This is a genomic window from Enterobacter cloacae complex sp. IR5459, from assembly GCF_049238005.1.
GTDB lineage: Bacteria > Pseudomonadota > Gammaproteobacteria > Enterobacterales > Enterobacteriaceae > Enterobacter > Enterobacter hormaechei_C.
Map to the genome: position 1 here is coordinate 97,688 of NZ_JBMKIG010000012.1, position 24,608 is coordinate 122,295.

The 24,608-nt window shown below is 53.2% G+C and carries 31 protein-coding genes; 16 read left to right on the forward strand and 15 right to left on the reverse strand.

The window, feature by feature from the left end; all coding sequences use genetic code 11:
- The first annotated feature begins 87 nt into the window (after window positions 1–87).
- Both ACOTX4_RS21215 and ACOTX4_RS21220 read left to right on the forward strand, forming a co-directional pair.
- Window positions 88–714 carry a LexA family protein gene (locus ACOTX4_RS21215; protein WP_032620617.1) on the forward strand — a complete coding sequence of 209 codons (627 nt, stop codon included), beginning with the start codon at window positions 88–90 and terminating at the stop codon, window positions 712–714.
- Window positions 715–896: 182 nt separating this feature from the next.
- Window positions 897–1,097 carry a hypothetical protein gene (locus ACOTX4_RS21220; RefSeq protein WP_032620621.1) on the forward strand — a complete coding sequence of 67 codons (201 nt, stop codon included), beginning with the start codon at window positions 897–899 and terminating at the stop codon, window positions 1,095–1,097.
- Here the strand turns inward: ACOTX4_RS21220 and ACOTX4_RS21225 are convergent.
- Entirely contained in the window at window positions 1,069–1,323 is a 255-nt protein-coding gene (locus ACOTX4_RS21225; protein WP_032665243.1) for a hypothetical protein, read from the reverse strand. The two genes, ACOTX4_RS21220 and ACOTX4_RS21225, sit on opposite strands and share 29 nt — an antisense overlap.
- On the opposite strand from ACOTX4_RS21225, the gene ACOTX4_RS21230 reads away from it, so the two are divergent.
- The 9 genes from ACOTX4_RS21230 (at window position 1,322) to ACOTX4_RS21270 (ending at window position 5,233) form a co-directional block, all read left to right on the forward strand.
- Window positions 1,322–1,477 (forward strand): hypothetical protein, encoded by a 156-nt coding sequence (locus ACOTX4_RS21230; protein WP_154232880.1) that lies wholly within the window; start codon window positions 1,322–1,324, stop codon window positions 1,475–1,477. The two genes, ACOTX4_RS21225 and ACOTX4_RS21230, sit on opposite strands and share 2 nt — an antisense overlap.
- 358 nt (window positions 1,478–1,835) lie before the next feature.
- Window positions 1,836–2,207, forward strand: coding sequence for a hypothetical protein (locus tag ACOTX4_RS21235; RefSeq protein WP_032620624.1), 372 nt, complete (start codon window positions 1,836–1,838; stop codon window positions 2,205–2,207).
- Window positions 2,208–2,262: 55 nt separating this feature from the next.
- The gene (locus ACOTX4_RS21240; protein ID WP_045339456.1) at window positions 2,263–3,093 is read left to right on the forward strand and encodes a YfdQ family protein; all 831 of its coding nucleotides are present in this window, start codon (window positions 2,263–2,265) and stop codon (window positions 3,091–3,093) included.
- A gap of 136 nt (window positions 3,094–3,229) precedes the next feature.
- Window positions 3,230–3,769 (forward strand): hypothetical protein, encoded by a 540-nt coding sequence (locus tag ACOTX4_RS21245; RefSeq protein WP_045339479.1) that lies wholly within the window; start codon window positions 3,230–3,232, stop codon window positions 3,767–3,769.
- A complete protein-coding gene (locus ACOTX4_RS21250) occupies window positions 3,757–3,966 on the forward strand; it encodes a hypothetical protein (protein WP_045339458.1) in 210 nt (69 codons plus the stop codon). The genes ACOTX4_RS21245 and ACOTX4_RS21250 overlap by 13 nt, the downstream gene beginning before the upstream one ends.
- Window positions 3,963–4,175, forward strand: a complete 213-nt coding sequence (locus ACOTX4_RS21255; RefSeq protein WP_045339460.1) for a hypothetical protein — start codon at window positions 3,963–3,965, stop codon at window positions 4,173–4,175. The genes ACOTX4_RS21250 and ACOTX4_RS21255 overlap by 4 nt, the downstream gene beginning before the upstream one ends.
- Window positions 4,175–4,351 carry a hypothetical protein gene (locus tag ACOTX4_RS21260; protein WP_164474154.1) on the forward strand — a complete coding sequence of 59 codons (177 nt, stop codon included), beginning with the start codon at window positions 4,175–4,177 and terminating at the stop codon, window positions 4,349–4,351. Before ACOTX4_RS21255 ends, ACOTX4_RS21260 begins: the two co-directional genes overlap by 1 nt.
- Before the next feature lie 2 nt (window positions 4,352–4,353).
- Window positions 4,354–4,911 carry a 3'-5' exonuclease gene (locus tag ACOTX4_RS21265; protein WP_045911479.1) on the forward strand — a complete coding sequence of 186 codons (558 nt, stop codon included), beginning with the start codon at window positions 4,354–4,356 and terminating at the stop codon, window positions 4,909–4,911.
- 49 nt (window positions 4,912–4,960) lie between these two features.
- A complete protein-coding gene (locus ACOTX4_RS21270; protein ID WP_032634264.1) occupies window positions 4,961–5,233 on the forward strand; it encodes a pyocin activator PrtN family protein in 273 nt (90 codons plus the stop codon).
- A gap of 34 nt (window positions 5,234–5,267) precedes the next feature.
- Here ACOTX4_RS21270 and ACOTX4_RS21275 read toward each other — a convergent pair whose 3' ends face one another.
- The 4 genes from ACOTX4_RS21275 to ACOTX4_RS21290 form a co-directional block, all read right to left on the reverse strand.
- Window positions 5,268–5,729, reverse strand: a complete 462-nt coding sequence (locus ACOTX4_RS21275) for a hypothetical protein (RefSeq protein WP_032634262.1) — start codon at window positions 5,727–5,729, stop codon at window positions 5,268–5,270.
- A 5-nt stretch (window positions 5,730–5,734) separates the two neighbouring features.
- Window positions 5,735–6,262 (reverse strand): Panacea domain-containing protein, encoded by a 528-nt coding sequence (locus ACOTX4_RS21280; RefSeq protein ID WP_223862365.1) that lies wholly within the window; start codon window positions 6,260–6,262, stop codon window positions 5,735–5,737.
- Between the two features lie 353 nt (window positions 6,263–6,615).
- Window positions 6,616–7,902 (reverse strand): conjugal transfer protein TraF, encoded by a 1,287-nt coding sequence (traF, locus tag ACOTX4_RS21285; RefSeq protein ID WP_153647855.1) that lies wholly within the window; start codon window positions 7,900–7,902, stop codon window positions 6,616–6,618.
- 192 nt (window positions 7,903–8,094) lie between these two features.
- Entirely contained in the window at window positions 8,095–8,583 is a 489-nt protein-coding gene (locus ACOTX4_RS21290; protein ID WP_003860307.1) for a cupin domain-containing protein, read from the reverse strand.
- Between the two features lie 117 nt (window positions 8,584–8,700).
- Here ACOTX4_RS21290 and zur point away from each other — a divergent pair, with 117 nt between their 5' ends.
- Window positions 8,701–9,213 (forward strand): zinc uptake transcriptional repressor Zur, encoded by a 513-nt coding sequence (gene zur / locus ACOTX4_RS21295; protein ID WP_003860309.1) that lies wholly within the window; start codon window positions 8,701–8,703, stop codon window positions 9,211–9,213.
- A 47-nt stretch (window positions 9,214–9,260) separates the two neighbouring features.
- On the opposite strand, the gene ACOTX4_RS21300 is transcribed toward zur, so the two are convergent.
- The 4 genes from ACOTX4_RS21300 to ACOTX4_RS21315 form a co-directional block, all read right to left on the reverse strand.
- Complete coding sequence (locus ACOTX4_RS21300; RefSeq protein WP_003860314.1) at window positions 9,261–9,470, reverse strand: CsbD family protein; 210 nt, start codon at window positions 9,468–9,470, stop codon at window positions 9,261–9,263.
- A gap of 119 nt (window positions 9,471–9,589) precedes the next feature.
- Window positions 9,590–10,927 carry an MATE family efflux transporter DinF gene (gene dinF, locus ACOTX4_RS21305; protein ID WP_045331350.1) on the reverse strand — a complete coding sequence of 446 codons (1,338 nt, stop codon included), beginning with the start codon at window positions 10,925–10,927 and terminating at the stop codon, window positions 9,590–9,592.
- A 63-nt stretch (window positions 10,928–10,990) separates the two neighbouring features.
- On the reverse strand, window positions 10,991–11,599 hold the full coding sequence (lexA, locus tag ACOTX4_RS21310) for a transcriptional repressor LexA (RefSeq protein ID WP_003860318.1): 609 nt from the start codon (window positions 11,597–11,599) through the stop codon (window positions 10,991–10,993).
- Between the two features lie 108 nt (window positions 11,600–11,707).
- Complete coding sequence (locus ACOTX4_RS21315; RefSeq protein WP_017382619.1) at window positions 11,708–12,076, reverse strand: diacylglycerol kinase; 369 nt, start codon at window positions 12,074–12,076, stop codon at window positions 11,708–11,710.
- 154 nt (window positions 12,077–12,230) lie between these two features.
- On the opposite strand from ACOTX4_RS21315, the gene plsB reads away from it, so the two are divergent.
- Complete coding sequence (gene plsB / locus ACOTX4_RS21320; protein WP_003860322.1) at window positions 12,231–14,651, forward strand: glycerol-3-phosphate 1-O-acyltransferase PlsB; 2,421 nt, start codon at window positions 12,231–12,233, stop codon at window positions 14,649–14,651.
- Window positions 14,652–14,740: 89 nt separating this feature from the next.
- Here the strand turns inward: plsB and ubiA are convergent, their stop codons facing one another.
- From ubiA to malK, 5 genes are all read right to left on the reverse strand, one after another.
- Window positions 14,741–15,610: a 4-hydroxybenzoate octaprenyltransferase gene (ubiA, locus tag ACOTX4_RS21325; RefSeq protein WP_023315219.1), complete on the reverse strand. Its 870-nt coding sequence runs from the start codon at window positions 15,608–15,610 to the stop codon at window positions 14,741–14,743.
- Between the two features lie 12 nt (window positions 15,611–15,622).
- On the reverse strand, window positions 15,623–16,120 hold the full coding sequence (gene ubiC / locus ACOTX4_RS21330; RefSeq protein WP_022646736.1) for a chorismate lyase: 498 nt from the start codon (window positions 16,118–16,120) through the stop codon (window positions 15,623–15,625).
- Between the two features lie 172 nt (window positions 16,121–16,292).
- The gene (gene malM / locus ACOTX4_RS21335; protein WP_045331346.1) at window positions 16,293–17,231 is read right to left on the reverse strand and encodes a maltose operon protein MalM; all 939 of its coding nucleotides are present in this window, start codon (window positions 17,229–17,231) and stop codon (window positions 16,293–16,295) included.
- A gap of 114 nt (window positions 17,232–17,345) precedes the next feature.
- A complete protein-coding gene (locus ACOTX4_RS21340; RefSeq protein ID WP_026080558.1) occupies window positions 17,346–18,656 on the reverse strand; it encodes a maltoporin in 1,311 nt (436 codons plus the stop codon).
- 42 nt (window positions 18,657–18,698) lie between these two features.
- A complete protein-coding gene (gene malK, locus ACOTX4_RS21345) occupies window positions 18,699–19,808 on the reverse strand; it encodes a maltose/maltodextrin ABC transporter ATP-binding protein MalK (RefSeq protein ID WP_003860329.1) in 1,110 nt (369 codons plus the stop codon).
- A 371-nt stretch (window positions 19,809–20,179) separates the two neighbouring features.
- On the opposite strand from malK, the gene malE reads away from it, so the two are divergent.
- The 3 genes from malE (at window position 20,180) to malG (ending at window position 23,941) form a co-directional block, all read left to right on the forward strand.
- Window positions 20,180–21,370, forward strand: coding sequence for a maltose/maltodextrin ABC transporter substrate-binding protein MalE (gene malE, locus ACOTX4_RS21350; protein ID WP_003860330.1), 1,191 nt, complete (start codon window positions 20,180–20,182; stop codon window positions 21,368–21,370).
- Between the two features lie 121 nt (window positions 21,371–21,491).
- On the forward strand, window positions 21,492–23,036 hold the full coding sequence (malF, locus tag ACOTX4_RS21355) for a maltose ABC transporter permease MalF (RefSeq protein WP_003860331.1): 1,545 nt from the start codon (window positions 21,492–21,494) through the stop codon (window positions 23,034–23,036).
- 14 nt (window positions 23,037–23,050) lie between these two features.
- Complete coding sequence (gene malG, locus ACOTX4_RS21360) at window positions 23,051–23,941, forward strand: maltose ABC transporter permease MalG (RefSeq protein WP_003860332.1); 891 nt, start codon at window positions 23,051–23,053, stop codon at window positions 23,939–23,941.
- 96 nt (window positions 23,942–24,037) lie between these two features.
- On the opposite strand, the gene psiE is transcribed toward malG, so the two are convergent.
- Window positions 24,038–24,448: a phosphate-starvation-inducible protein PsiE gene (psiE, locus tag ACOTX4_RS21365; protein WP_000202963.1), complete on the reverse strand. Its 411-nt coding sequence runs from the start codon at window positions 24,446–24,448 to the stop codon at window positions 24,038–24,040.
- Window positions 24,449–24,608: the final 160 nt, after the last annotated feature.

Consider the following 24,608-nt stretch of genomic DNA (forward strand, 5'->3'; position numbering starts at 1 on the left):
ACTAAGTTTGGTTAGATATTAATTACCAATCCAACTTTGGTCAATAAAAACTAAGATTACTTAGTCTTTTAAAACATTGGTGCTTTCATGGAAACGGTTGGACAGCGCATTAAAGCCCTACGCAGAATTACAAAAACCTCACAAAAAGAACTGGGTAAGTTCTGCGGGGTGAGTGACGTTGCAGTTGGGTATTGGGAGAAAGATGTTAATGTTCCCGGTGGGGAATCGCTGATAAGATTGGCTAAATTCTTCAATACATCAATAGATTACATACTCTACGGAACAGAATTCGAAGGAACCCTCATTACAAAAATGCGGCGCGTTCCTGTAATTTCGTGGGTTCAAGCCGGACAATTTACTGAGTGTAAAGCAGCAGATCTTTTAAGCGATGTGGATAAATGGGTAGAAACATCACTTCGTATCGGAGATAACTCGTTTGCTTTAGAGGTTAAAGGGGATTCAATGACTAACCCTAACGGCCTTCCCACAATACCTGAGGGTGCAACCGTCATTGTAGATCCAGATGCTGAGCCACTTCATGGGAAGATAGTGGTCGCGAGAGTAGATGGCACAAACGAAGCGACGGTAAAAAAGCTAGTTATAGATGGCTCTCAGAAGTTTTTAGTCCCTTTAAACCCACGTTATCCTAACATTCCGATCAACGGAAACTGCCTTATCATTGGCGTCGTTAAAGGCGTTCAGTACGAACTCTAATCCATAAACTCCTCCCGCCCCCAAACATCAGGCTAAGTTTAGTTTGATGTTTCCACTTGACCATAAAACTAAGTTAAGTTAGATTTTGATTACCAACAGCGAACAGGCAGGACGCCCACGAAGTAGCCGCCCGGGGCATTTGAAGGCCGGGATGATTCGCCAGTGTGAAGTGGAGAAAGCCAATGGATGAGAAGTTAGAAGCGCTTTTAGAAAAAATTGCTCGTCTGGAGCTGGCAGCCAAACGAGGGTTGCAGTTCAACGAAGAGATTAAGCCTCATTTAACACAAGGCCACATTGTCTCAGTCGAATACTGCAACACAACGTTAAAGCACTGCGCTCTGTTCCGGGAATGGATCAACGAGTGCTTCGGATCATCAGAATAGATGCCTGCTCGGACATTCCGTGTCCCTGTACGTAGACTTTTTGGTGCTCTGCTTGGGTCAAGTTATAAAGGGTTTCATCGCCTTCAGAATGAATATTTCCTTCGATGATGTCACCTTTTACAACTTCATACCCGCCGGAAAGCTCAGCAACCGTGAATTCTCCGAACTGGTCACGGATAACGATGTAACCAATGCGGTGCTCATTATGTACGACGACTCCGCGCATGAAATTTTCCTTCTGGCTGTGTGAGAGCGACCAGAGTACCACCGAGCCTGAAGTGGTGAAAAGACAGGCGCACAACATGAAAGCGCACTCCATCAACTATCGGTTGTGGATGACAGGTAAGCAAACAGGCGGAGTGCGCTTCCAGTTGTGGTAATGCGGCTCTGCGCACGTGACGAGGCCGACAAGTTTTTATTTCAACATTTGAAATGAATACGTTTCTTGAGGTGTAGCGTCGCCGGTTCTGGCCGGTCCGGCAGGTGGAGGCACCACCGCCACAATATGTGAATTGCTGTGTGTAGTCTTGGCGGTACCAGTACCAACCTTAGAAGTCCCTGGTACCGCCCTTTTTACACAACAGACAAGGGCATCGCCGGGCGACGGGCTCATTCCCCAATCCACCCGGGCGCTATGGAAATGGACCTCCTACCCATAGCCGAAGCGCAGGTGCCCTTTTCTGTTGTGTATGGAGAAGTTCCACTGGCGGTGGCAGCCGCCTCACAGAGGGTAAAACCATGAGTAATGACCGCATGACCGTAGTGCCCGATTTCCTGGGCGAACTGGATGCCGGCGTGTTCATGAACAAGATCTCGGCAGCTTTAAACACTACCGCGCTTGGCGTTCTGAACAACGGTACCAAAGGCAAAGTAGTTCTCACCTTTGATATTGAGCGTATGGGTAATTCCGTCGAAGAGAAGCGCGTCAAGATCAAGCACAAGCTGAACTACGTCACCCCAACCCCGCGCGGTAAAGCCTCCGAAGAAGACACCACCGAAACACCAATGTGGGTTAACAAAGGCGGCAAGCTGACCATCCTCCAGGAAGATCAGGGACAGTTGTTCGGCATCAACGGCGGCGTTGACGGAAAGCTTAAAGCGGCTCAGTGAACCGCCTCAACCAATTCACTGCAACCACTTCGATCATTAGCAAATAAGGAATTTTATGTCTCAGCAATTAGACAGCAGCGCCATCAAACAGGTTAAAGACCTGGTTCTCTCCGGCTATCATCTGAATGATATCCATGGTCTGGCTTGCCCGACTGCATTGCTTCCGGACGGGACAAACGTCGAAAGCCTTGAGCGCTTCTCTTTGGAGCGCTTCCGCTTCCGTGGCGCCATGGGCACAACCAGCATTGAAGACTTTGTCCGTTACTCAAAGGGATACGCCAGCTCAACCGAGAAAGCTCGCTGCTTTATTGATGCTGACAAGATGACCGCCCGTTCCATCTTCAATATCGGCACGCTGGATAATCCTGGTCATGCTGACAACATTGCTTCAATCAGCCTGAAACAAACAGCTCCATTCCGCGCACTGCTACAGATCAACGGTCAACGACTGAAACAGAAGCAGATCGCTGAATGGCTGGAAGACTGGAGCGATTACCTTTTGGCATTCGATGCGGAAGGCGGGACCATGCAAATTTCCCAGGCTGCTCAGGCGGTCCGCCGTATCACTATCCAGCAGGCAACGCAGCAGGATCACGAAGACGGTGATTTCAGCGGTAAAAAATCCCTCATGCAGAGCGTTGAAGCCAATAGCAAAGACGTTATGCCAGTGGCGTTTGAATTTAAATGCGTACCGTATGAAGGTCTTGGCGAACGCCGTTTCAGCCTGCGTAACAGCTTACTGACAAATGATGAACCATGTTTTGTTCTGCGCATTGTCCAGCTTGAAGCGCAGGAAGAAGCTATTGCCAATGAGTTCCGTGATCTGCTGATCGAGAAATTCGACGGCGACACAGTTGAAACCTTCATCGGTAACTTTAAAGCGTAATTGCTCAGCCTTAATAACCCCGGCTACGGGGTTATTAGTGAAGCGTAATTCCTTTAAATATCGCCATCCGGCGAGGGATTCGTACAACTAAAAATCGCCGCAGGTGCAGCTGCAAAAAAATGGAGAAGATTCGATTATGAGTTATATACAAACGCTTTCCGGCAAAAAGTTTAATTTCATTAACCCAACTGCCGCCGACGTTGATATTGAAGATATCGCAAACGCTCTGTCCAACATTTGTCGCTTTGCTGGCCATCTTCCAGAGTTCTACAGCGTTGCCCAGCATTCTGTCTTAGCGAGCCAAATTGTACCGCCAGAGTTTGCATTTGAAGCCCTGATGCATGATGCGGCTGAAGCGTATTGCCAGGATGTACCGGCACCGCTTAAAGCCCTGCTTCCTGATTATCGCCGTATTGAAGCCCGCGTTGATGGTCTGATTCGTACTGTCTTTGGATTACCGGCAGAAATGTCGTCTGTTGTGAAGTATGCAGACCTCACAATGTTAGCGACCGAACGCCGCGATCTGGAGATTGACGACGGCACCGAATGGCCGTGCCTCAAAGGAATCCCCACCAGCGATATTATCCAGGTCATTCCTCTTCGCCCAGGCCAGGCTTACGGGCTTTTCATGACTCGGTTCAACGAGTTGATGGAGGTCCGTAAATGCAACGCATGAAAATTAAAGAACTGGTTGCAGCGGCATACGCCAGCTTATCCGAACTGCCACCTGAAAAAGCCCAGCTTATTTGTGAGCTGGCAACGCGTCTAGACGTGACATTTGCAGCTTTAACTGAGTCGCTGGATCAGCGTATGAGCCTCGACGCAGAAATTAACCAACTTCGCAAAGGCGGTGCAGCAGGAGGTGAAAGATGAATAAGGTCGAATTGCTTAAGAAGATATCGGCACTCGCTACTGAATGCCACACGCTAGCCTGTGAGCTTGATATTGGCGACGAGCGAACCGAAATGTTCGCCATCTACGGTGTGCTACACAATCTCGGTCGAACCGGCTACGCCAGACAGGTAAGTAAAAGGATAAATCCCCTTTTGGCCTCATCTGACCACGTTGAGGATGATGATTGATGACTAAGACAATCATCGTAACCGCAGAAATAGATGTTCCGGATCAGGCAACAGATAAAGATATTTCAGATTGGGTAGACGTTGAGTACGGCCAGTGTGGTAGCCAGAAATTAGATAACCCGTGTCGTGGCGATGTGACGGAAGTAATAAACCATTCCTGGAAATTTGAGAGCTAAATATGAACCATTTAATGATCGATTTAGAAACAATGGGTAAGAAGCCCACAGCCCCCATTGTCGCGATCGGCGCGGTATTCTTTGATCCGCAAAGCGGATATATGGGCGCAGAGTTCTATGCTGCTGTGGATCTCACCAGCGCTATGGAGCAAGGGGCTGCTCCTGATGGTGACACCATTCTGTGGTGGCTAAAGCAATCGTCAGAGGCTCGCGCCGCGATTTGTACCGACGATACCAGGCACATCACTAAAGCTCTCTCCGAACTGAGCGCGTTCGTCAGCCGCAACTCTGACAACCCACGTCATCTGAAAGTCTGGGGCAATGGTGCCAATTTCGACAACGTGATTTTACGTTCTGCGTATGAGCGCGCCGGCCACATCTGCCCATGGCAATTCTGGAACGATAGCGATGTGCGCACCATGGTACTGCTTGGCAAAGAACTTGGTTTCGACCCAAAGCGCAATATGTCATTTGATGGTGTAGCCCACAACGCACTAGCCGATGCCCGCCACCAGGCGAAATATGTGTCAGCAATTTGGCAGCGCCTGCTGCCCACCTGACAGAAGAATAAACCTAAACGCCCGGGTGCAGCCGGGCTATGGAGAATCCATGAATACTCTTTTTTTTCTTATGGCTGAGTTCAACACCCCAAATATTGAACTTTCAGTGGTATGCCAGAAGTATTTCGGCATGAGTCCGGCAACAGCAGAGGCAAAAGCTAATGCCTGCCTGTTGCCTATCCCAACCTATCGTGTGGGAACCTCTCAGAAAGCAAAGCGCTGTATTAATATTCAGGATCTTGCAGAGTATATCGACAAGAGAAGGGAAGAGGGACGAGTTGAGTGGGAGAGAGTTAGAACAGCTAAACCGAAAAATAGTTAAAGGGCAAAAGATAACAAACCCGTTGAAAGCGGGTTTATTCATATTCCTGAAGAGCAGAAAGGATCGCTTTTTTGTGACGCGTAACCATGGTTTTAGAAACATTAACTGCATTTCGAACCTGTTGCATGCAAGGGTCCGTAATTCGCCCCTTCAAAATCCCACCATAATCTGTGGCTATTTGCTCTTTTATAACCTCCAGATCGAACGCTGCATGCGCTTCAATGCAATTCACAAAAGAATCCCAGTCAAGGAAATCATGGTCTTTTTGGTTAACAGCTACCTGACACGCCATCATTGACGCATTTCTCTGGATGAATGGGTTAACTTCAGAGTTTATCAAGAGAACTAGAAGAGGCTCACAGCAAACTACTACCATAAACTTCACTTTGGGAGGAGTAGTAAACTCGCAGTGAAGATACAAAACATCGCCAGGTGATATGCCTCTATCTCGACTAAAACTAGCCATAAATTCAGGAGGAAAGCTATCACCCAGCATAAGTATCAATATCCGTTATGAAGATAATCCAAAATCATTTCGCTATTTTGAAGCTGACCGATGATGGATTCAAGTGGCATCTCACCATTTCTATCAGCAGCTTCCCATGCAGCATCATGGCTCATGTTTTTGATTTCTTCGAAAGACATTTCACCGAGCATCTCGATTGACTTATCGATACACTCTAAATCGGACTCACTCAGAAAATCTTCATCTGGTTTACGACGAGGAACCACATTCATACCAGCGATACAGAATGCCTTACGCACTGAGTCAGTATCACATCCATTTGGAATGTAGCGACCGTCACCTCTGGCTATCTTAATGATGTCGTATGTATTGCTGGCAACCGGGCCATCTTTCATGGCGTTATACTGATCGCCAGTGATAAGACGACCAAACGCCTCCAGATGAAACCGGTCGGCATAATACAAAATCTTACCAACATGGTAGATGTCAGGAATTGGTGCTTTAGAGGCGACGTACAGAATGGCCTCTAAAGCCTTTTCTGAATCGAATCTAATATTTAGCATCAAGTTATCCTTCATCAAATGTGACTTTAAAACCTAACAACCGCAGTTGTTTTAAGTGATTTTAATACCTGTGGGCATATCCGGTCAATTTAATACCTGAGCAAATGATGCTCAATGAATAGATATGAATAGAAAAGTTAAGACAACAGGTTCCCAATAGAACCCCATGACACACCAAATCCACCGATTTAACTGAACTATCCGTCCTATCGAGCATTGGCGCAATGGAGAAACGGTGTGCAGGGAAAGCGGTCTGGAATTCTGACGACATGGCGAAGTTTTAAGCATCTGGTGGAAAAGGGGCGCTACTATAGCATAAAGAAAAGCCGGAGGCGCAGCGCCTCCGGTGGACTTTAGAACGTCATGCTCAACTGTGCCCCTGCGCCCCAGGTCTCGTCTTCGCCATAAAGCCCCATCAGGTCAACGTGGACGGCGTTGAACGGCGCGAAACCGACACCGCCGGTAAAGACGTTGCTGTCGTTCCCTTTCATATCCGCACGATAACCGGCGCGTACTGCCAGCCAGCTCAGCGGCGTGACTTCGGCACCGACGCCAACGTACTGGGAGGTGTCTTCGCTTTTAAAGCCCTTGGTTTCGGTCAGATCGCCGTCTGCGGTAAGCGTGACCAGATCGTTATGCCAGGCGGCCCCGGCAGTGACCAGCGGACGGATCTGATAGGTGTCTTTATAACTCACTACCTCTCCCGTGCGTCCGTTGCGAATGCGGATATCTTTGGTATCGATATCGCGCGACATCAGGTTTTGTCCGCTCACACCGACCGTCCAGTTTTCACCGAAATCAGCCGCAATACCGGCATCGACGTTGAAGCCAGTGTCGTCGGTACGGTAGCGGCTGTCGTTCCACTTATTACTGTCGTAATCGTAGATTGAGGTGGTGTAGTTATAGAGCCAGGTTTTTTGCAACTTCGGCGTGACGCCAACGGAAACCGGAACGCCGCCAAGATCGAACTGACGGGCCACCGCAATACCGTAGTCGGACACAATCGCCGCCCGACCAGACGCCGTAGAGTTAAGGTTTTTGGTGATCTGATCGGTACCGTTTAGCGCGGCATCCAGCGCCACACCGGCAGCCACCGCATCGCTTCGTTGTATACCGCGCAGATAATCAATGTCCTGCTGATCGATTGAAGAGCTGACCCGGCCATGGGCATAGCCTTTTGCCATAAAGGCCACGGAAAGAACATCGTTAGGGATACTGACGGCAATCCCCGCCCCTGCGGTGGCGTGTGCGGTCTTGCCTTTCAGGTAGTCCAGTTCATCAGCGAGATCTTTCGCTGCGCCCTGGAACTGATTGATCGAACCTAATGGATTGGTGATAACTTCAATGGGGGTCAGACTATCAACCACATCCTTGTAATGATTGATTTTGTCGTTAATGGTATCAATCTCGTCCTGAAGATTGTCTTCATCGGTCACCTGCACGCCAACGGACGGCAAAATAACCGTCACATCATCCTCGGGCTTAGATTTTGCCAGCAACGCGGGGTTGATTAACGCCCCGCTGCCATAGCTCCCTGCCGCGACACCCGTTCCGCCCATTGCGTCGCTACGCGCTTCCGTCCAGGTATTGGCTGCTCCCGCCTGATTTGCCATAAAAAAGGAGACAGCGATGCTAACCATCGAAAATTTAAAATGTTTTTTCACAGTGTGCTCGTAAATAGTTTGTTATTAGTTAACCCTGTCTGTTATCACCCAAACAGGAACGAACTATTGCTGTGAATAAGTGCAAAAAGACCCGCTATTTCCTTAAGTTAAATTCCATCCCGGCCTGTTGTAATATGTGACGACCATCAATATTTATAGAAGAGGAAATTATTTTCGCCCAGGTTTTCCATCGTGCGGCCCAAAAAACTGAGGCGGATGGTCGACCCAGCGGTCTTCGCGCGTCGCGGCATACACCGGATTGAGCGGATAGTAGATACGGTTATGTTTTTTATTGGCCTCACCCACCACCAGTAAGCGCACCTCTTCATCGGTATTGTTGATAAAGGTGTGACACACGCCCGTCCCGGCTGGAAATCCCACGCTGTCTCCGGGTTCGAGCTTCCATAAATAGCCATTGATCCAGGCCTCAGGGTAACCCTCCAGAACGTAAACAAACTCCTCTTCGTCGCTTTCCGCATGCGGATAAGATGTGCGGCGTCCGGGCGGCAGCCGTTCATGGTGAATACCAATGCGGCCGAGACCCAGTTTGCGGGCCAGCGGCGCGCCAATAGAAAAACGTTCGTTGCTGTCAGGATACGTTGCGTCATCAGCGCCTTCCACGTCCCGCCAGTGCCGAATACAGTCAGGTCTTTTCATTTTGCGATCTCCTGATTTGCGATGCGTCAGGTATAGCACAGCCTGGCGGATCTCGGTGTTTTTAGCAGAACATGATAAAGTGAGAGTTTTGACCCCTTACCACATCCGAGGTGCCCGATGGACAAGTCCACAAAAGAGCTGTTAGCGCAAGCTGAAAAGCTGTGCGCGCAACGCAATGTGCGCCTGACCCCGCAGCGCCTTGAGGTACTGCGTCTGATGAGCCTGCAACAGGGCGCCATCAGCGCCTACGATCTGCTCGATCTGCTGCGTGAAAGCGAGCCGCAGGCAAAACCGCCGACCGTTTATCGGGCGCTGGATTTTCTGCTGGAGCAAGGATTTGTGCATAAAGTGGAATCAACAAACAGCTATGTGCTGTGCCATCTTTTTGACCAGCCAACTCACACGTCCGCCATGTTTATCTGCGATCGCTGTGGTGTGGTGAAGGAAGAGTGTGCGGAAGGTGTGGAAGATATTATGCATACGCTGGCAGCCAGAATGGGCTTTGCGCTGCGACATAACGTGATTGAAGCCCACGGCTTATGTTCTGCCTGCGTGGAGGTGGAGTCATGCCGTCATCAGGATGACTGTCAGCACGATCACTCTATCCTGGTGAAGAAAAAGCCGCGTTAAAGCCAAAGAAAAAGGCGGCTCAGGGCCGCCCTTGGGGATAGTACCGGTTACCAGCGGTAGTCGTTACGGGTTTCCCAGTCTTTGACTTCGTTTTCCGCCTGATCTTTTTCGTAACCGTAGCGCTCCTGGATTTTACCTACCAGCTGATCGCGCTTACCTTCAATGACGGTCATATCGTCATCTGTCAGCTTACCCCACTGTTCTTTCGCTTTACCTTTGAATTGCTTCCAGTTGCCGCCGATTTCGTCTTTATTCATAATCGTGTCCTCGTGTTAAGCGTCTATGAGTATCGCCCGCTACGTTCTTTTCTGCTGGACGTGATTATTATTGTAGTTAAGGATTCGGTAGTTGTTTTTATATTCGGAATCTTTAACCGTTACGATATATCGTGCGGGGCTGGAAACCAGGTATTGTTTCGCCAGTGACGATGCCAGATAACGGCCAACGAAAGGCCACGCAGTGAGAGAAACACCGCTAGCGCCAGCCACAGACCATGATTGCCGAGATACGGCAGGGTCAGCAGCGTCAGGCCAAACCCCGCCGCCGCGACCGCCATGCTGTTGCGCATCTCCGCCCCTCGCGTCGCACCAATAAACATGCCGTCCAGCAAATAGCACCACACACCCACCACCGGTAATACTACCTGCCAGAGGATGTAGCGATCGGCCAGCTCACGTAGCGCGGGCAACGAGGTGAGTAGTGCGACAATATGCCCACCAAAACAGGCGTATACCAGAGCAAAGGCCAGCGCCACCAGACCCGCCTGACGACAGGCAGCACGCCAGACTTCACGTAACTGGCCGCTTTCACGCGCGCCATAGGCCTGCCCTGAATGCGCCTCGACGGCGTAAGCAAAACCATCCAGCGCGTAAGCGGTAAAGGTCAGTAACGTCATGAGCACTGCGTTGACGGCAACGATCTCAGGCCCAAGACGCGCACCAAAAACGGTTAAGGCGCCAAAGCAGAGTTGCAGCAGGAGAGAACGGAGCATGATGTCGCGATTAAGCGCCAGCAGCTTACGAATGTTGCCGCGCCAGGCCGATTTCAGCAGATCCAGGGGGATACCGCGCATCGCCAGCACGCGCCAGACCATCCCCAAACCGATCAGCAGCGTACCGTACTCGGCAATTGCCGTGGCCAGCGCCGCGCCCCGGACGTTCATGTGCAGCCCCATCACCAGCCACAGATCGAGCACAATGTTAAGCAGGTTGCCCACCACCAGCAGGATCACCGGCGCGCGGGCGTACTGCACGCCCAACAGCCAGCCCAGCAGGACCAGGTTTGCCAGTGAAGCGGGCGCGCTGAGCCAGCGAATTTCGAGGAACCGCCGGGCCTGTTCCAGTACGGCATCGCTGCCGCCCACAATATGGAGCGCAAGATCAATCAGCGGTGTACGCAACAGAACAATTAACGCGCCAGCACCGAATGCCAGAATAAGCGGCTGAACCAGCGCACGCGCCAGACGCAGGGGATCTTTTGCACCATACGCCTGAGCAGTCAGGCCTGTCGTACTCATGCGCAGAAAAAGCAGCAGCATAAAGAGGAAGCTGGTCGCCGTTGCGCCGATCGCGACGCCGCCGAGATAAATCGGCGAATCGAGATGCCCGATAACCGCCGTATCCACCAGCCCCAGCAGAGGAACGGTAATATTAGAAAAAATCATCGGTAGCGCAAGACGCCACAACGCCTTATCGGCAGAAGTTAGCAATGCCATGGAAATTACCGGAATCAGAAAACAGGCCAGGCTGTAGAGGAACTACAGCCTGTCAGGAAGAGATTACAGCCATTCACCGTTGCGGATAACGCCGACCGCCAGTCCTTCAATAGAGAAGCTCTGCTCGCGGAGATCCACCACAATCGGGGAGAATTCATTGTTTTCAGGCAGAAGCTGCACAGTATTGCCTTGTTTTTTCAGGCGCTTAACCGTCACTTCATCATCAATGCGCGCCACCACGACTTGCCCGTTACGCACGTCCTGCGTTTTGTGTACCGCCAGCAGATCGCCATCCAGAATACCGATATCTTTCATGGACATTCCGCTAACGCGCAGCAGGAAATCGGCGCTCGGCTTGAACATGCCTGGATCAACCTGATAGTGCCCTTCGATGTGCTGCTGCGCCAGCAGAGGTTCACCTGCCGCTACGCGACCCACCAGCGGAATACCGCTCTCTTCTTCCACCAGCAGACGAATACCGCGTGAGGCGCCGGAAACAATCTCAATCACGCCCTTACGCGCCAGCGCTTTAAGGTGCTCTTCGGCAGCATTAGGAGAACGGAAGCCCAGACGCTGCGCAATTTCTGCACGCGTGGGTGGCATACCCGTCTGGCCGATATGATCCCGAATGAGATCAAACACCTCTTGCTGCCTGGTCGTTAACGCTTTCATACCGCCCCCTGGGTGTATATACAGTTATGCTGTGAGTATATACAGTCAAAGGCGATTTTGGAACCAAAAACTGCACAAAAAACCAGGGACTTAATTATTCCTCGAGGCTCATCGGAAATGCGACCAAAGCAGCGTGACCCAGGTGATCGCCGCAGTGATAATCGCCAGCAGTACGGCAGCGGAACCCATGTCTTTCGCCCGGCCAGACAATTCATGGAATTCCGACCCGATTCGGTCAACAACGGCCTCAATAGCGCTATTAAGAATTTCCACTATCATCACCAGAAGGACAGATCCGATGAGCAGTACGCGGGTGATAGCATCAACATCAAGGAAGCAGGCGATGACAACGGCAACGATTGCAGCAACCGCCTCCTGGCGGAAAGCGGCTTCATTAACCCATGCAGCGCGGAAACCTTTCCATGAATAACCGGCAGCTTTAATGATTCGAGTTAACCCAGTGGTATTATTGGCCATTAAAAGAACCTTTTATGATAAATAGCGTCTGTAACTAAAGCCGCAGCGCGTTTTGCTGCAACCTGAAGTATGACGGGTAACAACAGAAATTTTGCGCGCTTTCTGTTATCCTTGCGCCGCAATTGCATTATTAACCAGAGGCTTTACATCGTTTATGTCCGGCTGGCCACGAATTTACTACAAATTACTTAATTTACCATTAAGCGTCCTGGTAAAAAGTAAGTCTATCCCAGCAGAACCTGCGCTGGAATTAGGGCTCGATACGTCGCGCCCTATTATGTACGTTTTGCCTTATAACTCGAAGGCAGACCTGCTGACGCTTCGCGCTCAATGTCTGGCGCACGATTTACCTGACCCACTTGAACCGCTGGAAGTCGACGGTACGCTGCTGCCACGCTACGTGTTCATCCATGGCGGGCCGCGCGTGTTCACCTATTACACGCCGAAAGAAGAGTCCATTAAGCTGTTCCATGATTACCTCGATCTTCACCGCAGCAACCCCGATCTGGACGTGCAGATGGTGCCGGTGTCGGTGATGTTTGGCCGTCGTCCGGGGCGCGAAAAAGGGGAAGAGAACCCGCCGCTGCGTATGCTCAACGGCATTCAGAAGTTTTTCGCCGTCTCCTGGCTGGGACGCGACAGTTTTGTCCGCTTCTCACCTTCCGTTTCACTGCGCCGCATGGCGGATGAACACGGCACTGACAAAATCATTGCGCAAAAGCTGGCGCGCGTTGCGCGTATGCACTTTGCACGTCAGCGTCTGGCGGCCGTTGGACCACGTCTCCCGGCACGTCAGGATCTGTTCAACAAGCTGCTGGCTTCCAAAGCGATTGCCCGTGCCGTAGAAGACGAAGCGCGCAGCAAGAAAATTTCGCACGAGAAAGCGCAGCAGAACGCAATCGCGCTGATGGAAGAGATCGCCGCGAACTTCTCCTACGAGATGATTCGCCTCTCTGACCGTATCCTCGGCTTCACGTGGAACCGCCTCTATCAGGGGATTAACGTCCACAACGCCGAACGCGTGCGTCAGTTAGCGCACGACGGCCACGAGATTGTCTATGTGCCCTGCCACCGCAGCCACATGGACTACTTGTTGCTCTCTTACGTGCTCTATCACCAGGGGTTGGTGCCACCGCATATTGCTGCCGGTATCAACCTGAACTTCTGGCCAGCAGGCCCGATTTTCCGCCGTCTGGGTGCGTTCTTCATTCGTCGTACCTTTAAAGGTAACAAGCTTTACTCCACCGTCTTCAGGGAGTATCTGGGCGAGCTGTTCAGCCGCGGTTATTCTGTGGAGTACTTTGTTGAAGGCGGTCGCTCGCGTACCGGTCGTCTGCTCGATCCAAAGACCGGCACGCTGTCGATGACCATTCAGGCCATGCTGCGTGGCGGTACCCGTCCTATCACGCTGGTGCCGATTTACATCGGTTATGAACACGTGATGGAAGTTGGCACCTACGCGAAAGAGCTGCGCGGTGCGACTAAAGAGAAAGAGAGTCTGCCGCAGATGCTGCGTGGGCTGAGTAAATTGCGCAACCTCGGCCAGGGATACGTGAACTTTGGCGAGCCCCTGCCGCTGATGACATATCTGAACCATCATGTTCCGGAGTGGCGCGAGTCTATCGATCCTATCGAAGCGGTACGTCCGGCCTGGCTGACGCCAACGGTCAACGGCATTGCATCCGAGCTGATGGTACGCATCAACAATGCTGGTGCGGCAAACGCCATGAACCTGTGTTGTACTGCGCTTCTGGCCTCTCGCCAGCGTTCACTGACCCGCGAACAGCTGACCGAGCAGATTGACTGCTACCTGGATATCATGCGCAACGTGCCGTATTCCGTGGATTCGACCGTGCCGTCTGCCACCGCCAGCGAGCTGATCGATCACGCGTTGCAGATGAACAAGTTCGAAGTCGAGAAAGATACGATTGGTGACATCATCATTCTGCCGCGCGAGCAGGCCGTGCTGATGACCTACTACCGTAATAACATCACGCACATGCTGATGCTGCCGTCGCTGATGGCGGCCATTATTACCCAGCACCGCCGTATTTCGCGTCAGGAGCTGCTGCGCCATATTCAGGCCATCTACCCGATGCTGAAAGCGGAGCTGTTCCTGCGCTGGAGTAAGGATGAACTGGCGGCAGAGCTCGATAAAATGACGGCAGAGATGCATCGTCAGGGGCTGATTACCATCAGTGATGATGAACTGCATATCAATCCGTCACGTTCACGTACCTTGCAGCTCCTGGCTTCCGGTGCGCGTGAGACGTTGCAGCGCTACGCCATTACCTTCTGGTTGCTGAGTGCAAATCCGTCCATCAACCGCGGTACGCTGGAAAAAGAGAGCCGGACGCTGGCCCAGCGCCTCTCCGTTCTGCATGGCATTAACGCCCCGGAATTCTTCGACAAAGCGGTATTCAGCTCCCTGGTGCTGACGCTGCGCGACGAAGGGTACATTAGCGATACGGGCGATGCCGAGCCGGAAGAGACGATGAAGGTTTACCAGATGCTGGCAGAGCTGATTACCGCGGATGTGCGTTTAACGATTGAGAGTTCGACGCAGGGCGAATGATGCTAAAGCCGGGTGACGCTAACGCTTACCCGGCCTACATGTTCCGCTAAATCGTAGGCCGGGTAAGGCGAAGCCGCCACCCGGCTTTTTTATGACCAGTAACTCATCGCCAGGCCCAGAAACAGCACCAGCCCGACGTAGTTATTATTCAGAAACGCTTTAAAGCAGGCTTCACGCTCGCGCTTCGCGATCAGCTTCTGCTGATACGCAAACAGCAGCCCCGCCACCAGTACGGACCAGTAAAACTCCCAGTTCAGCCCGTTCAGGCGACCAATCGCCACCATCAGCGCCAGCACCGCCACCTGTAATATGCCGATGATCAGCTTGTCGTGACGACCAAACAGGATCGCCGTCGATTTGATGCCAATCTTGAGATCGTCATCGCGATCGACCATCGCGTATTGGGTATCGTACGCAACGGCCCAGAGAATATTCGCCAGGAACATCAGCCAGCAGCTGAGCGGAACGGACTCGCTGACCGCGGCAAACGCCATGGGAATCGACCAGCCAAATGCCGCACCCAATACCACCTGCGGCAGATGGGTGTATCGCTTCATGAACGGGTAAACCCAGGCCAGCGCCAGAGCCGCAACGGACAGTAGAATGGTCATGGTGTTAAGGGTTAACACCAGCATGAAAGAGAGAAGCACCAGCACCACAAACAGAATGCGCGCCTCTTTCCCGGTCACCTGACCGCTCGGCAGAGGACGATTCGCGGTGCGCTTAACATGTCCATCAAATTTCCGGTCAGCATAGTCGTTGACCACACAGCCCGCAGCGCGCATCAGCCAGACGCCCGCCACAAATACCGCCAGGATCCACAGCGGCGGCACGCCCGGCGTGGCAACCCACAGCGCCCATAAGGTCGGCCACAGCAGCAGCAGCGCGCCAATGGGTTTATCAGTACGCATCAGGCGGTGATAGGCCAGCAGCTTATTCTGCGTCAGACTCCACTCCATTTTCTCTCCCTCTTAGTACAACGGCGATGCAGGCAAAAAGAGTTCCGTCAGTATTAACGGCTTGCCACTCAAACGAAGGCGGGAACGGCGCCCCCACAAATCGGCATCGCAACCAATTTCAATAAAATCACGGGTCAGTTCAGACGAGGTGAACAGATAGCGCCCCAGGGGCGTTTTGCCGAGGCGTTGCAATGCCAGCTCCGGCCCGGAAAGTGTAGACTCAGGAACCACCGTCCGCCCGGCAAGCCACGGCTCGCCATCTGCACACAGTAAAATTTCACGCAGCCAGTAGCGTTCTTCCTGCGGCAGCAGCGGCAGCTCGCTGGCAATCTCCGCAGGCGAGACAAACCCTTCCTGAATCATCGTCACCGTGACCGTTTTACCCTGTTGCTCAAAACGTTTTGTCATGGAATCTTCCAGCAGCAGCCAGTCCAGCTGTTCCGGGTCAAGCGCAGGGATGTGGTCGAAATAGCGTAGCGCACGCAGCTGCGTGAGCGCGGGGTGTGACATGCCAGACTCTCCGATACATAACGTAAAAGCATTGTATCGCAGATTGGCAAAATGAGGACGGACAAACAGAATTTAACGATCACTATCGCAACAATGGTGCAACTTAGCCAAAAAAAGTGCGCCCGTGAAGGCGCACCAAACGACTAACAAAATCAGCACTGTGGGGAGACGGTTACCCCTTGCCTTTTACACTGCTGATAAAGGTGGAACGGGCAGTGGTTGAACCTAAACGCTCGGCTTCATCAAGCAGTTTCAGCGCTTTATCGACATCGCCGTTTTTAACTGCCTGCTTGATGGCGTTGTTAAAGTACGTTTCAGTATCGTTAAGCACCGGCTCGGCTTTTTTCGCCGGGGCCGGAGCCGCGGCCGGTGTTGCGGCTGGCGCGGCATACACAGGCGCGGCAGTATTACCCACCGTTACCGGCCCCGGGCCAGATGAGCCAAACAGCGGGCCTACGAGTACGCTGGAGGCGCTGTTGGTGGAGACTTTCAGCTTGATCAGGCCGTCGGTAGTATGGCGAGCATGCGGATCCGGGATATCCGGGACAGCGTTACCGGTGCCTTTTGCGTAGGCTTTCGCCGGATCAATCAGCTTCGTTGTCTGTTGCAGATCTTTTTCAGTCGTGAACACCAGGACATAAATCTTCTGCTGACCCAGGGCTGGCGTCAGGCGCATAACGCCTTCCAGCCGATCGGCACTCATGACGCCAGGCTCCTGATAGCTGAAATAGTCGCTTGGGAAGAATGCGGATGGCGTCATGCTCTGATCGAGGATCAGCACGTTAGGCGCGAAGACGCTGGTCTGTTTATTGACTTCACTGGTTAACGTCAGGGTCAGCTCGCCGATATTCGCCGGCACGCTGAAAGCCGCAACCGGACCGCTGATACCCGGCACGTTCAGCGACTGACCGCCAGCGGCAAGCTGCGTGGTTTGAGTTTTCGACTGATCAACTGGCGTCCACACCAGTTGCTGAAGAGCCGCAGCCGGAATAGCTGGCGCAGCACTGGTATTTTGAGGAACAAAATTCACATCTGCATAGGTGAGCGCAGGCGCACAGGCCAACAGCCCCGCAGAGAGGCACAGCGCGACGAGACTTTTCTTCATTTTCATTGTTATTACCTCTGATAGCGTGAGCACTGCGGTGGCCAGGCAATAGCGCGCAGCACCCTAAGGAGAGAGGGGCTTACGCCCCTCTTTTCAGGTCATTACGTCAGGCTCGACGAATTACCACCAGATTTCCATCTGGGCGCCGAAGGTCCACTCATCGTTGTCGCCACGGCTGAAGGTTTTCGCGGAGGTGTCGCTATACGCTACGCCAGAGGTGTAACCTGCACCTGAGTCGTTGTTTGCATAGCCCCATTTCTCATCCCACTTCGCGTAGGTTGCGAAGACACGGATAGCCGGACGGGACCAGATGCTGTCGCCTGCCTGCCATTGCTGTGCCAGGGTGATTTTGTACTGGCTGTTTTTGTCGTCAGTTTTCTGAGACTTAACGTTGTCGTAGCCCACTTCCAGCAAGGTGCTCATGATCGGCGTCCATTTGAACATTGGACGAACACCCACGGTCCACCACTCGGTACCGTTGTTGTTGTCACGATCGATGTTCTGGTACATACCGACGTACATCAGGTCCCAACGGTCTGCCAGGGTGATTGCACCGTGGTCCAGCACGCGCCACATAGAGCCGTCGTTATCGATGCTGCCGCCCTGTGGAATACCTTTACCGTTAGAGGTCATGGAATCCGTACCGTATTGCAGTACGAACTTGTTGAATCCTTTCATCATGCTCTGGGTGTGTTCAGCGGTGAACAGCCAGCCATCTTTAGAGGCGCCAGGTTGCAGATAGTAGTCGTCAGGAATGTTGGTATGACCGTAGTCAACGCCCAGCTCCAGCGTACCGCCCGGGTTGGTTTCCAGACCGGCTAAACGGACGTCGAAGACATCGTTTGGTACCACGTTGTCATAAATACGGTCGCCGTTCGCATCACGATCGGCGAAGGTTGCAGAACCGCCGGACTCAGAAGAACGGGTCGCTGCCAGAGAGAGTTTACCAAAGCCCAGATCGATGTTTTCAATACCGGCACCAGGACCAGAGATATCCCAGTAGTAGAAGTCGATCATGTGTACGTCATGACGCTGATAGAAGCGCTTACCGGCCCAGATGGTAGAGCCTGGCAGCCATTCAATCAGGTTTTTACCCTGCACGTTAGCTTCACGGAAGGCCGGGCTGGTGGATTCCCAGTCATTCTGTTGAGAAACGGAGTACGCTACGTTGGTGTCGAAATAGAAGCTCTTGTCGCCTTCTTTCCACACTTCCTGGCCCAGTTTCAGTTCGGCGTAGGTTTCACATTCGTTACCGAGACGGTATTTACTTTGTGCGCCTGTTGCCTGGAAACATTGTTGTTCACCGCCACTTCCGGTCCAGCCAATGCCGGAACGAGCATAACCTTTAAAGTCTACGGCGCCCGCCTGGGCAGACAGGATGCCTGCCGCAATGGCGACAGCCAGAGGGACTTTGCGCAGAGTAATCATTATTCTATCTCCTGAGATCATTGCTTTTCTTTGTAATTGGAATGCTTAAACGCCTGGCTCTTTGTGCAACCGACGACATGCAGTGCCATCCTCACGGAACAGATGGCAACGCTCTGGCGGCAAACCGATAGCGAATGTGGCACCCTCTTCTACCAACACCACGTCATTCTGGCGGTAGACCAGGTTCTGACGGATGGCGGGGATCTGGATATGAATCTGTGTTTCGTGACCAAGCTGTTCGACGACCTGAACTTCACCTTCCAGCGTCACATCAGCGATGTGGCTCGGCAGTAAATGCTCAGGGCGGATACCGAGGGACATATTGGCCCCCACCTGTACGTTGGCGCTGTCGACCGGCAGCCAGACTTGCTGACGGTTTGGCAGCTCCACCTGTACCTGTTCGATTGCCGTCGCGGTCACTTTTACGGGCAGGAAGTTCATCTTTGGCGAGCCAATAAAGCCCGCAACAAAGCGGTCTGCCGGGTAGTGATACAGCTCCAGCGGTTTGCCCACCTGCGCCACGCGACCGGCATCCAGCACCACGATTTTGTCGGCCAGCGTCATCGCTTCGACCTGATCGTGGGTGACGTAAATCATCGTGCGTCCAAGGCGTTTGTGCAGACGGGAGATTTCGATACGCATCTGGACGCGCAGGGCGGCATCCAGGTTAGAGAGAGGTTCATCGAGCAGGAACACGCGCGGCTCGGCCACCAGCGTACGGCCGATCGCCACACGCTGACGCTGACCGCCGGAGAGCGCCTTCGGTTTACGCTCCAGCAGATGTGCCAGCTGAAGCACTTCCGCCACCTGGGTGACGCGCTGGTTAATGGTCTCTTTTTTCGCGCCGGCCAGCTTCAGGCCAAAGGACATGTTCTCGGCAACGGAAAGATGCGGATAAAGCGCATAAGACTGGAACACCATGCCCACGCCGCGTTCTGCTGGCGGGATGTCGTTCATTCGGGTATCACCAATAAATAAATCGCCACTGGTGATGGTTTCAAGACCGGCAATCATACGCAGCAGAGTCGATTTACCACAGCCTGATGGACCCACGAACACCACAAATTCACCTTCGTGGATGTCCAGATTGATGTCTTTTGACACCACTACGTCGCCCCAGGCTTTCGTTACATTACGCAGCTGTACGCTCGCCATGCCCTTCTCCCTTCGTTACAACCTGTCACCGACAGAAACATTCAAGATAAGTTCACTATGCGTGTTCCATTACTTTCGTGAATCCTCCACCCCCCGGCTTTTTTATGGGGGAGGAGGCGGGAGGATGAGAGAGCAGGCTCTGCGACCGCAGCTGAGGGGCCGAGGCGAAAATCGTGAAGCGGCCTGCAAAATTCAGTGGGTTTTTATGTGCGCCAGCACTCATAACTTAAATTTATGTTACAGGGATCACACAAACAGGGGGTGGGGCGTAGGGACTGGGAGGATGGAAAGAGGATGTCAAATAAGGAGACTGAGTCACGTTGAACCACCTTATGTATCCACGAGCACATCACCAATAAAGGATGGCAGATATGAAGATCAAGACTGGCGCACGCGTTTTCGCATTGTCCGCCCTCGCAGCAATGATGATTTCCGCACCGGCTCTCGCCAAAATTGAAGAAGGTAAGCTGGTTATCTGGATTAACGGCGACAAGGGCTATAACGGTCTGGCCGAAGTGGGCAAAAAATTCGAGAAAGACACCGGTATCAAAGTCACCGTAGAGCACCCGGACAAACTGGAAGAGAAGTTCCCGCAGGTTGCGGCAACGGGCGATGGTCCGGACATTATCTTCTGGGCGCATGACCGTTTCGGGGGCTACGCGCAGTCTGGCCTGCTGGCAGAAGTTACGCCAGACAAAGCCTTCCAGGACAAACTGTTCCCGTTCACCTGGGACGCCGTTCGCTATAACGGCAAGCTGATCGCTTACCCAATCGCGGTTGAAGCCCTGTCACTGATTTACAACAAAGACCTGGTGCCAAACCCACCGAAAACCTGGGAAGAGATCCCTGCTCTGGATAAAGAGCTGAAGGCGAAGGGTAAATCCGCTCTGATGTTCAACCTGCAAGAACCGTATTTCACCTGGCCGCTGATTGCTGCCGACGGCGGCTACGCGTTCAAGTTTGAAAACGGCAAATATGACGTGAAAGACGTGGGGGTGGACAGTGCGGGCGCGAAAAAAGGTCTGACCTTCCTGGTTGACCTGATTAAGAACAAACACATGAACGCGGATACTGACTACTCCATCGCGGAAGCGGCGTTCAACAAAGGCGAAACCGCGATGACCATCAACGGTCCGTGGGCCTGGACCAACATCGACAAGAGCAAAATCAACTACGGCGTGACCCTGCTGCCAACCTTCAACGGCAAACCGTCTAAACCGTTCGTGGGCGTGCTGAGCGCAGGCATCAACGCCGCCAGCCCGAACAAAGAGCTGGCGAAAGAGTTCCTCGAAAACTACCTGCTGACCGATCAGGGTCTGGATGAAGTGAACAAGGACAAACCGCTGGGCGCCGTTGCGCTGAAATCCTTCCAGGATCAGCTGGCGAAAGATCCACGTATTGCGGCCACCATGGATAACGCCCAGAAAGGCGAAATCATGCCGAACATCCCTCAGATGGCTGCATTCTGGTACGCCACCCGTACCGCCGTCATCAACGCTGCAAGCGGTCGCCAGACTGTCGATGCCGCGCTGAAAGATGCTCAGGGTCGTATTACTAAGTAAGTCTGAAAAACGGCGGGTGGCGCATGCGCTTACCCGCCCTACGACTACGGCACGATCCGTAGGTCAGGTAAGCGCAGCGCCACCTGACGATAAGTTTCCACCGTTGTAGAGGAAGAACCCCATGGATGTCATTAAAAAGAAACACTGGTGGCAAAGCGACGCACTGAAGTGGTCAGTGATAGGTCTGCTGTGTCTGCTGGTGGGTTACCTTGTTGTTTTAATGTACGTGCAAGGGGAATACCTATTCGCCATCATGACGCTGATTTTAAGCTCGGTTGGCCTGTATATTTTCGCCAACCGTAAAGCGTATGCCTGGCGCTATGTTTACCCGGGCGTTGCCGGGATGGGGCTGTTTGTCCTCTTTCCGCTGATCTGCACCATCGCGATTGCCTTTACCAACTACAGCAGCACCAACCAGCTCGCGCAGGAGCGTGCCACCCAGGTGCTTCTGGACCGTTCTTATCAGGCGGGTAAAACCTTTAACTTCGGCCTGTATCCTGCGGGTGATGAGTGGAAGTTAGCGCTCACTGACGGTGAGAGCGGCAAAACCTATCTTTCCGACGCGTTCAAATTTGGCGGTGAGCAGAAGCTGACCTTAAAAGAGGCTGCGGCCCTGCCGGAAGGTGAACGTGCCAACCTGCGTATCATCACCCAGAATCGCCAGGCACTGACTCAGCTCACCGCCGTACTGCCAGACGAAAGCAAAGTGATCATGAGCTCGCTGCGCCAGTTCTCCGGCACCCAACCGCTCTATACCCTGGCGGATGACGGCACGCTGACCAACAACCAGAGCGGCGTGAAGTACCGCCCGAACAACGATATCGGTTTCTATCAGTCTGTGAATGCCGACGGCAGCTGGGGGGATGACAAACTCAGCCCGGGCTATACCGTCACCATCGGCTGGGACAACTTTACCCGCGTGTTTACCGACGAAGGCATCCAGAAACCGTTCTTCGCCATCTTCGTCTGGACGGTGGTCTTCTCGGTGCTGACCGTGATCCTGACCGTGGCCGTGGGCATGGTGCTGGCCTGCCTCGTGCAGTGGGAGTCCCTGAAGGGCAAAGCGATTTACCGCGTGCTGCTGATTCTGCCGTACGCCGTGCCGTCGTTCATCTCGATTCTGATTTTCAAAGGGCTGTTTAACCAGAGCTTCGGTGAAATCAACATGATGCTGAGCGCGCTGTTCGGCATTAAACCGGCCTGGTTCAGCGACCCGACCACCGCTCGCTCGATGATTATCATCGTGAACACCTGGCTGGGCTATCCGTACATGATGATCCTGTGCATGGGGCTGCTGAAGGCCATCCCGGACGACCTTTACGAAGCCTCGGCGATGGACGGCGCGGGTCCGTTCCAGAACTTCTTCAAAATTACCCTGCCGCTGCTCATTAAGCCGCTGACGCCGCTGATGATCGCCAGCTTCGCCTTTAACTTTAACAACTTCGTGCTGATTCAGCTGTTGACTAACGGTGGCCCGGACCGTCTCGGCACCACCACGCCGGCAGGCTATACCGACCTGCTCGTGAGCTACACCTACCGCATCGCCTTCGAGGGCGGCGGCGGTCAGGACTTCGGCCTGGCGGCGGCGATTGCCACCCTGATCTTCCTGCTGGTGGGCGCCCTGGCGATTGTGAACCTGAAAGCCACACGTATGAAATTTGACTAAGGAGGGCACTGAACATGGCAATGGTACAACCCAAATCTCAGAAACTGCGCCTCCTCGCGACGCACTTAGGCCTGCTGATTTTCATCGCGGCGATCATGTTCCCGCTGCTGATGGTTATCGCCATCTCCCTGCGTTCGGGGAACTTCGCCACCGGGAGCCTGATCCCGGACGAAATCTCCTGGGAGCACTGGAAGCTCGCGCTGGGCTTCAGCGTGGAACACGCGGATGGCCGCGTCACGCCGCCGCCGTTCCCGGTGCTGCTGTGGCTGTGGAACTCGGTGAAGGTGGCAACCATCACAGCCATCGGCATCGTGACGCTCTCCACCACCTGTGCTTACGCCTTCGCCCGTATGCGTTTTCCGGGCAAAGCGACCCTGCTGAAAGGGATGCTGATTTTCCAGATGTTCCCGGCCGTACTGTCGCTGGTGGCGTTATATGCCTTGTTTGACCGTCTGGGCCAGTACGTGCCGTTCATCGGCCTGAACACTCACGGCGGCGTGATCTTCGCCTATCTCGGCGGTATCGCCCTGCACGTGTGGACCATTAAAGGCTATTTCGAAACCATCGACGGCTCGCTGGAAGAAGCGGCGGCACTGGATGGCGCGACACCGTGGCAGGCGTTCCGCCTGGTGCTGCTGCCGTTGTCGGTGCCGATTCTGGCGGTGGTGTTTATTCTGTCGTTTATCGCGGCGATCACCGAAGTACCGGTCGCCTCTCTGTTACTGCGCGATGTAAACAGCTACACCCTGGCCGTCGGTATGCAGCAGTATCTCAACCCGCAAAACTACCTGTGGGGCGACTTTGCCGCGGCGGCCGTCCTCTCTGCCATCCCGATTACCGTGGTGTTCCTGCTGGCCCAGCGCTGGCTGGTCAACGGCCTGACGGCGGGCGGTGTGAAAGGTTAAGTTTCATTTGTTATGCCACTGCAACCCTCAACTTTAGACGTATTGTATTGAACCAACTTGTGACTGTTGTTAGGCGCTCTTCGGAGCGCCCTTTTTTTATTCGCGTTTTAGCCGCTTTGAGTTGCACAGCCAGAGGGTGATCACCAGCAGCAGGATCGCCGCCGAGTAGATCAGCACGTCGAGCGGGGATTTATGATCGACGATGATCAGCCGCACAATGGCGGTGATGCCAATGTAGACAAAATAGCGCAGCGGGAAGTGAAAGCCGGACTGAAAGTACTTCACAATCAGGGCGATAAATTCAAAGTAGAGAAAGTAGACCACCAGGCCTTCCACCAGTGCGTATTTGCTGGTTTGCTCAGGAGCGAAGAGCACATCCGCCAGATGCACCGTCTCTTTACCCAGAAAAACGACCAGGATCAGGCCAAGGCTCAGCAGACCGAGGTTCAGTACGGTCTGGAGTATCGTTGAGATAAACTCAACGCGCGGACGAGTCAGGGATGTCATACAGCACCTCATTCTCCAGGGCGAGGTTCCTGTATAACGCAAAAATGTGACGGGGATCTATATTTTTTGTTTATGTTTGGCGCATTCGCCCGGTGGCGCTGCGCTTACCGGGCCTACAAAAACCGTAGGCCGGGCAAACGCAGTGCCGCCCGGCGTGAAG

Coding starts and splice junctions, on each gene's coding strand:
- ACOTX4_RS21290 (WP_003860307.1), bottom strand. CDS start 8,583: ATGAAAAGACCTGACTGTATTCGGCACTGGCGGGACGTGGAAGGCGCT.
- ACOTX4_RS21215 (WP_032620617.1), top strand. CDS start 88: ATGGAAACGGTTGGACAGCGCATTAAAGCCCTACGCAGAATTACAAAA.
- dinF (WP_045331350.1), bottom strand. CDS start 10,927: ATGGCATTGCTAACTTCTGCCGATAAGGCGTTGTGGCGTCTTGCGCTA.
- ACOTX4_RS21225 (WP_032665243.1), bottom strand. CDS start 1,323: ATGCGCGGAGTCGTCGTACATAATGAGCACCGCATTGGTTACATCGTT.
- malK (WP_003860329.1), bottom strand. CDS start 19,808: ATGGCGAGCGTACAGCTGCGTAATGTAACGAAAGCCTGGGGCGACGTA.
- zur (WP_003860309.1), top strand. CDS start 8,701: ATGGACAAGTCCACAAAAGAGCTGTTAGCGCAAGCTGAAAAGCTGTGC.
- ACOTX4_RS21255 (WP_045339460.1), top strand. CDS start 3,963: ATGAATAAGGTCGAATTGCTTAAGAAGATATCGGCACTCGCTACTGAA.
- traF (WP_153647855.1), bottom strand. CDS start 7,902: ATGGTTAGCATCGCTGTCTCCTTTTTTATGGCAAATCAGGCGGGAGCA.
- ACOTX4_RS21280 (WP_223862365.1), bottom strand. CDS start 6,262: ATGCTAAATATTAGATTCGATTCAGAAAAGGCTTTAGAGGCCATTCTG.
- ACOTX4_RS21260 (WP_164474154.1), top strand. CDS start 4,175: ATGACTAAGACAATCATCGTAACCGCAGAAATAGATGTTCCGGATCAG.
- ACOTX4_RS21275 (WP_032634262.1), bottom strand. CDS start 5,729: ATGCTGGGTGATAGCTTTCCTCCTGAATTTATGGCTAGTTTTAGTCGA.
- ACOTX4_RS21265 (WP_045911479.1), top strand. CDS start 4,354: ATGAACCATTTAATGATCGATTTAGAAACAATGGGTAAGAAGCCCACA.
- ubiC (WP_022646736.1), bottom strand. CDS start 16,120: ATGTCACACCCCGCGCTCACGCAGCTGCGTGCGCTACGCTATTTCGAC.
- malM (WP_045331346.1), bottom strand. CDS start 17,231: ATGAAAATGAAGAAAAGTCTCGTCGCGCTGTGCCTCTCTGCGGGGCTG.
- plsB (WP_003860322.1), top strand. CDS start 12,231: ATGTCCGGCTGGCCACGAATTTACTACAAATTACTTAATTTACCATTA.
- malF (WP_003860331.1), top strand. CDS start 21,492: ATGGATGTCATTAAAAAGAAACACTGGTGGCAAAGCGACGCACTGAAG.
- ACOTX4_RS21300 (WP_003860314.1), bottom strand. CDS start 9,470: ATGAATAAAGACGAAATCGGCGGCAACTGGAAGCAATTCAAAGGTAAA.
- ACOTX4_RS21245 (WP_045339479.1), top strand. CDS start 3,230: ATGAGTTATATACAAACGCTTTCCGGCAAAAAGTTTAATTTCATTAAC.
- psiE (WP_000202963.1), bottom strand. CDS start 24,448: ATGACATCCCTGACTCGTCCGCGCGTTGAGTTTATCTCAACGATACTC.
- ACOTX4_RS21240 (WP_045339456.1), top strand. CDS start 2,263: ATGTCTCAGCAATTAGACAGCAGCGCCATCAAACAGGTTAAAGACCTG.
- ACOTX4_RS21235 (WP_032620624.1), top strand. CDS start 1,836: ATGAGTAATGACCGCATGACCGTAGTGCCCGATTTCCTGGGCGAACTG.
- ACOTX4_RS21230 (WP_154232880.1), top strand. CDS start 1,322: ATGAAATTTTCCTTCTGGCTGTGTGAGAGCGACCAGAGTACCACCGAG.
- ACOTX4_RS21250 (WP_045339458.1), top strand. CDS start 3,757: ATGCAACGCATGAAAATTAAAGAACTGGTTGCAGCGGCATACGCCAGC.
- lexA (WP_003860318.1), bottom strand. CDS start 11,599: ATGAAAGCGTTAACGACCAGGCAGCAAGAGGTGTTTGATCTCATTCGG.
- ubiA (WP_023315219.1), bottom strand. CDS start 15,610: ATGGAGTGGAGTCTGACGCAGAATAAGCTGCTGGCCTATCACCGCCTG.
- malG (WP_003860332.1), top strand. CDS start 23,051: ATGGCAATGGTACAACCCAAATCTCAGAAACTGCGCCTCCTCGCGACG.
- ACOTX4_RS21270 (WP_032634264.1), top strand. CDS start 4,961: ATGAATACTCTTTTTTTTCTTATGGCTGAGTTCAACACCCCAAATATT.
- malE (WP_003860330.1), top strand. CDS start 20,180: ATGAAGATCAAGACTGGCGCACGCGTTTTCGCATTGTCCGCCCTCGCA.
- ACOTX4_RS21220 (WP_032620621.1), top strand. CDS start 897: ATGGATGAGAAGTTAGAAGCGCTTTTAGAAAAAATTGCTCGTCTGGAG.
- ACOTX4_RS21315 (WP_017382619.1), bottom strand. CDS start 12,076: ATGGCCAATAATACCACTGGGTTAACTCGAATCATTAAAGCTGCCGGT.